3 protein-coding genes are annotated in these 8277 nt (G+C 51.2%); all 3 read left to right on the top strand.

Going from position 1 to position 8277, the window contains the following annotated elements:
* Positions 1–10: 10 nt before the first annotated feature.
* On the top strand, positions 11–7468 hold the full coding sequence (locus tag HC757_RS18775) for an RHS repeat-associated core domain-containing protein (protein ID WP_342343082.1): 7458 nt from the start codon (positions 11–13) through the stop codon (positions 7466–7468).
* Positions 7465–7860 (top strand): hypothetical protein, encoded by a 396-nt coding sequence (locus HC757_RS18770; protein ID WP_169565967.1) that lies wholly within the window; start codon positions 7465–7467, stop codon positions 7858–7860. The genes HC757_RS18775 and HC757_RS18770 overlap by 4 nt, the downstream gene beginning before the upstream one ends.
* Positions 7861–8038: 178 nt before the next feature.
* Positions 8039–8277: transposase (locus tag HC757_RS18765; RefSeq protein WP_483315810.1), on the top strand; the 239-nt coding region annotated here is incomplete at its 3' end.

The following is an 8277-nucleotide window of genomic DNA, read 5'->3' as shown; positions in this document are numbered from 1 at the left end:
GCAGGAAAGCGTGAATAACGGCGCCTGGACGACTATCGTATCGCCGACATCCAACAGTTACAGTCGTACCGGCCGACCCAATGGCAGCTATAAATACCAAGTGAGAGCCTGCAATACTTCGGGTTGCGGCAGCTGGAAGGCTTCAAGCGCAGTGACAGTGTTGCTGCCACCCCCAACGCCAGCCAGCATCAGCGTACCGACAACGACTGTGACCAGTGGCAGCATCGCCATCAGTTGGCCAGCGGCCGGCACGGCAACCAGCTACACGCTACAGGAGAGCGTAAATAACGGCGCTTGGACGACCATAGCTTCACCTACTACAACCAGTTACACCCGCACCGGCCGTTCCAATGGCAGTTACAAGTATCAGTTGCGTTCTTGCAATACCTCGGGTTGCAGCAGCTGGAAAGCTTCAAGTGCAGTGACAGTGTTGTTGCCGCCGCCTGCGCCTGTCAGCATCAGCGTGCCGACAACGACTGTGACCAATGGCAGCATAGCCATCAGTTGGGCCGCGTCCAGTACTGCGACCAGTTACACACTGCAGGAAAGCGTGAATAACGGCGCCTGGACGACTATCGTATCGCCGACATCCAACAGTTACAGTCGTACCGGCCGACCCAATGGCAGCTATAAATACCAAGTGAGAGCCTGCAATACTTCGGGTTGCAGTAGCTGGAAAGCTTCAAGCGCAGTGACAGTGTTGCTGCCACCCCCAACGCCAGCCAGCATCAGCGTGCCGACAACGACTGTGACCAACGGCAGCATTGCCATTAGTTGGCCGGCTGCCGGCACGGCGACCAGCTACACCCTGCAGGAAAGCGTCAACAGTGGCAGTTGGACGACCCTGGCTTCGCCGACGACGACCAGCTATACCCGCACCGTTCGCAGCAATGGCAGCTACAAATACCAGGTGCGTGCCTGCAACGCATCGGGATGTAGCGGTTGGACCGTATCTCAAGCTGTGACTGTGGTATTGCCGCCCGAATGGATGCAAACCATACCGGCAGAGGTCCCCGATGCCACAGGTAGTGATACCCCGCCGACAGAAGAGATTGATCTGAGTGCTGTCGCACTTAAGGGAAGTGCCGGTGTATCCGGTGGCCAGGCGAGTTACCAAATCCCCATCGATTTACCACCTGGTCGCAACGGCGTCCAGCCAACAGTGTCACTCAGCTACAACTCTCAGGGCGGCAATGGCATTGTCGGCGTGGGCTGGGCGCTCAATGCCGGTTCAGCCATTAGCCGTTGTGCCGCTACCTATGCCCAGGATGGCTTTACCCGCGCGGTGACCTTCGACGCCGCCAGTGACAGACTCTGCCTCGATGGCCAGCGCTTGATGGCTGTATCTGGTACTTATGGCGCCAACGGCACCGTATATCGTACCGAGATGGACTCTTTTGTTAAGGTGGTTCAAAGCGGCGGTATCAACTCGGCTACGGCCAGTTTTATTGTCTATAAACCCGATGGTAACAGCGCAACTTATGGCACCGAATCCAACAGCCGCTTCGCGCCTTCTGGACTGACGACAGTGTTGAGCTGGAAGGTGGCCCAAGAGTCCTTCTCAAATGGTGCCAACACCATTGACTATGAATACGATGATTCGATTGCAGGCGAGCATCTGCTGAGCAATATTTACTACAGTGGCAGCAATGAGCGCTACGTCGAGTTTATTTATTCGCCCAGAAACGATACCCGATTAAGTTTCATTGCGGGAGGGAAAATATCGACTCAACGCCGTTTGAGCCAGATTAATACGTATATAAAAGAGTTGATAAAAACAAATAGTTACATAATTTCGTATGATAACAGTAAGTCTAGTAACCGCAGCCTGTTAACCCGGGTACAACAATGTAGCGAAGCCAACAATAATCAGCAATGTGCTCCGGCAACAACGTTTACTTGGTCTGATCAATATGTCACTGTAAAAACCTCTGAGTATGCAATTGATGGGCTGGGTTCTACCTTCTATTCACTCAGAGGCATATTTGGTGAAGGTTATCGCCCCATTGCTTCTGACGGTGACATCAATGGTGATGGTGTCATGGATTGGCCCGGTTACTTTAGTGATGCTGAGTTGCAACTGGTTACACCGAATAGCATTAAGCTTAGAAACCGCAATTTTGATGATTTAACCTACAGCACCATAAGCGTGATCTTTGATGCGAACCAAGACGGTAGAAGCGACAGTTTTGAGATAAAAAATAACAAGCTGTATATCGCTTTGACCACAGATTCAGGCGTCGGTCGTTTTGAGTATGCCGGCATAGATTTACCCCACCCTCAAGATGATCTCTTGAATGCCGGCGACTACAATGGCGATGGTTGGCCAGATCTCATGATCCGTAAGGGTGAGTATCCTGCCTATTCCAATGCCAAATTGTATCTTTACACTCACAGTCAAAATCCGAGTGCGCCCTACAGTGAAAATAACCGCCAGCTAGTGCATAGCTATGTTTATTCCTACTCACCTGGAACCCCCAGCGATGGCGTGTCGTTTATCGGCGACGCCGATGGGAATGGCTTGAGTGATGTGCTTATTTCAGGAAAAACATTAAAACACGCATTTGGTGTGTCAGGCTCATGGCCACGCAAGTTTTTACTCAATCAAGGCAATGGGTTTACCTCTAAAAGTCTGCCACAAATAAGCAGAAACACAGGCGTCGACAGCGATCTGTTTGAATTCATCATGGACATCAATGGCGATGGCCTCGTCGATTGGCTCTATTGGGCGAAAAACCAAGCCAAAGCGAATCAACCCACAGAACTTTGGTATCGTCTCAATAACGGGAAAGCGGACTTTGCACCTGCGGTCAGTTTTAATCAGAAAGTATTCGCAGCACGTTCATTCGCAACGCTGGCGGACAATGGTTCAGAAGAGCCGCTTGAATTTAGTTTTCCTAAATATAGCAATGCGTTCAAAGTGGCGGATGTCGATGGTGATGGCACGGCAGAGCTATTGTTGCCTGGGGATAGATTATTAGAGTCTTGTGGCTATGTTTCAACCTCAGGTATCGCAAGACGTGTTTGTGGTGATGGTATTTATGGGCAGTATCAAACAGGTACTCAGCGGGGGGTGAATGCCCCCATCCCAGCGAATTTGGATAAAAGTATCTACAGATACAATGCCATCAAATTTACGCTAAATGCGGCAGGCACTATAGTGCCTACAACCATCAGTACTGACTTTATCGGTACCCCACAAGCCTCCATGGAAGACATTAATGGTGATGGCTTAACCGACATGTTGTTCATGTTTAAACCACACTCATTGAATGCTATCTATCCCGATCTTGCCAGTTCTACGATAGTCAATGCCGAAGGCCACTACTTGTCACGCAACTATGGTGCCGGCAGCGGGGCTAGCTCGGCCGATTACCAACCAGTCGATTACCTGCAAGCTGCCACCGATGGATTGGGTAACAGCAACGAGTGGCGTTACCGTCCATTATCCACGGGCGAGGCCAGTGCCGGGCAGGAAAAGCTCTATAGCACAGATCACGATGAAGTCGGCTCCGGCTATGTCCACTTCGCCTCCAGCATGTATGTGGTGCAGTCCTTCAAGCAGAGTAACGGCCAGGGCGGCGATAACGAGACTCAGTATGCCTACAAGGGCGCCATGTATAATCTGCAGGGGCGTGGCTTCACTGGCTTCAATCAGATCTGGGAACAGGATGTGCAGCGTAACAAGACAGTGCACAGCACCTTCAAGCAGAAGTTCCCTTATGTGGGCCTTTTGACCTCCCAGGAGGTCAGTGTGGACGGGGCCGTGGTCCTGAAAACAAACAACACCTGGGCCGATAACCCGCAGCATTCGGTGGCTGGTGTCTATCACAATATTCTCACCAATTCGGTGCATCAAAACTGGGATCTCGATGGTACAAAAATGTCCAAGGTGGAGCAGACGATCGTGCCTGCGGACGTAGATAAATGGGGTAACATCAAGAAGCAGAGCCGCACTGTCACCGATTATATCGATGGCCTAGCCAACAGCTACACGAGTACGGTCGAGACTGAGTTTGCCGCGAATGAGGCAAACTGGTGGTTGCGTAAGTTCAACTGGGTAAAAACCAGCACTGCGGCGGCCGTGCGGGGTTGGAGCAATGATCCGGCCGGTACGACGGATGTAGCGCAATGGCAAAAGCAAACCGTGGATAGTTGGGACTCGGTGCATAAACGCCCTACCAGCATCACAGTCAGCGCCAGCAACAGCAGTTGTTCGCGACTTGAGGAGACTCAGTTCAACGCTTATGGCCTGCCCAACTGGACTAAAGTGACGGGCCAGGATAGCAATTGCAACCAGTTACCACCTCGCCAGACTGCCTTCAGCTATACCAAAGGCGGCACCAGTGCCGAGGCAGACGGTTATCTGCCTTACGAGGTCACCAACGCCAAGGGCCATGTGACTAAAACTGAATATGACATGGGTTTTGGTTTGCCGACCAAGGTCACTGCGCCCAACAGCATAGTGACAGCAACCAAATATGACGCCATTGGCCGTCCTGTGCAGGTTAAGCAGACCGGCAGCCCGACCCGCTATCTGCGGTACTTGCTGGCCAGTGACGGCGATAATGCGCCACAGGATAATGCCAATATCGCCGCAGTGATGACCCGCACTACAGGTGCCGGCATGCCGGAAACTGAGCAGTATTTTGATGGCCGGGGCCGTTTGCTGCGCAGCGCCACCCAGGGCTTCGATGGCGGTTATCAGTATCAGGACAAGCATTACGATGCGCCCGGGCGGTTAACCCGGGAGTCCATCCCCTATGGCAATGGCACAGCTGCCGAGTATACCGAGTTCGGTGACTTCGACGCCCTGGACAGACCGGGCCGGCGCAGCATCCCCAACGGCAAGTCGGGCGGACTCGAGTCGAGCTACAGCTACAGCGGCCTGAAGACGGATATCAGCGTCGAGGGACGCACCATGTCGCGCACCTATGGCAGCCAGGGCTGGCTGTATGAGACCGTCGATGCCAAGAGCGGCAGTAACCGCTTCGCCTACGACGCCGCCGGTCGCCCATTGGTGATCCGCGATGCCAACACTCATGACATCAAGGCCAGCTACAACGGCTTCGGCCATAAGACTCAAGTTATTGACCCCAATCAGGGCACAACGAGCTTCGGCTATAACACCTTGGGTGAGATTGACAGGCAAACCGACGCCAACGGTGTGCTGCAGACTTACATGCACGACACCCTGGGCCGGATTACCTCCAAAGTCACTACAGGCGGCAATGCGTCCGGCACGGCGAGCTTCCTCTGGGATAGCCTCAAGAAGGGCCTGCTCAGCTCAGAAACAGAAAACGGCGTGACCCGCAGTTATGGCTATACTGCCGCGCTGCAACTGAGCCAGACCACAGTCACAGTCGGTACTGTGAGCAACACGGTCAAGCACCAATACGACGGCTTCTATGGTCGCCCCAAGGGCTTGGTATACCCCAACGGACTGACGCTGCAATACACCTATAACGATTATGGCTACCTGAACGCAACCAGCAATGCCGCCTCGGGCTATGTCTATCGCGAGATCAGCACCATGGACGAGGCGGGTCATATCACGGGTGCCAAGTTGGCCAACAACATAATGACCGAGTCGCGAGTCTATAATCCGGAAGGCACCATGGCCAGTGTCGAGGTGGATGCTCCTTTGGGGCGCATCCATGGTCATTATTATGATACTTATGATGCCTTCATGAATTTGCGCAACGAGCGTAACGGCATTACGGGGCTTGAGAAAAGCTATGCTTATGACGACCTCAATCGCCTGAGTCAATACAGCTTCAGCAACAGTGGCTTTGCCTTGTACGATACCAGTTCACCCTTTGCAGCGACGGTAAACTACGACTATGACAAGGTTGGCAACTTACTGAAGAAAACCGACTACAGCGCCAACAGCAGTAACGCCTACCGTTATGGCGGTGCGGCCTGCGCCGCAGGCAGTAACGCCGGCCCCAACGCCGTCTGTCAACTGGATAAGCTGAGCGGCAGCACGGTCAGCTTCCAATATGACAAGCGCGGCAATCTGCGCCTGGGTGATGGCTTGAGCATGACCTATAATGCCATGGATAAACCCTTGAACATCACAGGCCGGGGCCCTGGCAACAGCACAGTGACAGGTTTTGTCTACGGCAGCGATAACATGCGCGCCAAGCAAACCAGGACTGTATCTGGCAGCAGCACCACGACCTATTATGTCGACAAATACTATGAGGTCGACAATGATGGTTCCTGGAGAGCCTACCTGGACGATGTTGCTGTGCTCAGCTACACGCCGCAGCGCAGTCACCTGCTGCAGTTTACCCTGAGGGACAGGCTCGGCAGCGCCACCACCCTGGCGGATCAAAACGGCAATATCGCCAGCCAACGCTACTTCGACCCCTTCGGCCGCACCGCGACCAGCAGTAAAGCGGGCGCGCTGGGTGATTTGCTCGACACCAACAAAAACCGCCGCGGTTTCACCGACCACGAGCACTTGAACGAACAACAGCTGATCCATATGAACGGCCGGGTGTACGATTACAACCTGGGTCGGTTTATGAGTGTTGACCCGTTTATTCAGAGTCCGACCTCGACCCAGAGTGTGAATCCTTACAGCTACATAATGAACAACCCGCTGGCAGGGACGGATCCGACGGGGTATTGCAGTACTGGTAGTCACATTAAAGATCATGATGTTGCAGGTTGTACCAGCATAGAGTTTGGTTCCGGGGGAGCGGGTAAGAAGAAAAAGTCCAATGCAACTATTACTCAAAATGGCGCCAATAGTTACACTGCGAGTTTCCAGTTAGGCAAAAATACGACCTTAGAAGTTGATTTTAAAGTCAATGATGTTGGTAGTTTAGGTGCAAGGAATGCCATGTGGACGGATCAGAATGGCAACCCTTCATCTCCGCCTGCAGGGTTTAATGGCGGAGAGACGGTTAGCATTGGAGTAATACCGGGCCCATTTGGTCTTCCTATGCCAGGGCCTAAATCGCCTGAACAAATAGCGAATGATGAAGCTGCAGCAAAGGCTTTAACTGGTTTTTTAAATGAGTTGGCTGGTGCATCATCATCTCCGCCACCACCGGAAGATCATGACAGTGTTGAAATGCGACAACCTTCCCGCAAGGTTGAGAAATTCGAGAATACAATCCCAGAAGACTATTTCAATACTTCACCGAGATATCAGTTAGTTAACCAAAATGGGAGATGGAAAACTATTGATGGGAACGGCAATGCGTTTACTCCCAAGGGAGAATATGAGTTTGTCACACAAGAAGGCCAAATATGGGTAAGTCGAACAGGTACAGGTCACTATAACATAGCGAGAGGAGCAAACTCCGTAGATTACGCTGGCCATATTCGCTTTGGGTATGGTAATAATCGAGGTGTGATCAGAGGCTGGAATAATAACTCTGGACATTATAAGCCATCGGCGGATAGAGCTTGGCAAGCTAGGTTGCCATCTAATGAGTTTGGTAAGTTATGAAATTAATAGAAATTGTTAAAGGTTTTCCTCGACAGGAAAATGTAGCGTCCTTTAAACAGTGTATTAAAGGATTGACGGATGAAGAGTTGCTACGACTAACTATTCCTTTGCTTGATGAAATAGAAGGAAGAGCTAGAATATGTTTAATTAAAGTTCTTTCTACGGCACTAAAATATGAATCTAGTTTCATGGTTATTTTAGATATTGGATGTAGGAAAAAACTTGTTAGTGAAATAGGTGAATGGCTTAAGTTTTTAGTTCCTAGAATTAAGCTTAAAGAATTTGTTAAATTAGTTAACGGCTATAAAGAGCATGATGTTGAAATAGTTAGTATCATACTTTACAAGCTCCAGTTCATCTTAGATGAAGAACAACTGAAAAAATTCGAATAGGAATAAAGGGGTCGGAGTGAATTAAATAGCAATTATGGCCACCCACATACACTGGACCTTAAGCATTTAAGGGCTAGCAATTAGGGCCACCCACAGCAATTAGGGCCACCCACAGTAAATGGTGAGATTCAGCGGTCTCTTCTAAACTGAGATAAGTTGTCGATGCTGGAGTCTTGTCATGCCGCGCCCTCGAAGAACTCAAATAAGTGTTGAAGACACGCCCTATTACCACTGCTGTAGCCGGGTGGTGCGGCGCGCCTTCCTGTGCGGTGATGATGCCTATTCGGGGAAGAACTATGACCATCGCCGGGGCTGGGTAGAGTCACTGCTCTTTGAACTTGAAGCTGTTTTTGCCATTGATGTGGCTGCTTTTGCGGTGATGTCAAACCATCTGCATGTTGTGTTGCGTATTGATAT

The organism is Shewanella salipaludis (assembly GCF_012911865.1).
Lineage (GTDB): Bacteria > Pseudomonadota > Gammaproteobacteria > Enterobacterales > Shewanellaceae > Shewanella > Shewanella salipaludis.
The sequence above is the reverse complement of the archived record's forward strand: the minus strand, read 5'-3'. Positions and strand labels throughout refer to the sequence as shown.

What these genes read in the sequence shown, in the direction of transcription:
- HC757_RS18770 (WP_169565967.1), top strand. Translation starts at nt 7,465, where the DNA reads ATGAAATTAATAGAAATTGTTAAAGGTTTTCCTCGACAGGAAAATGTA.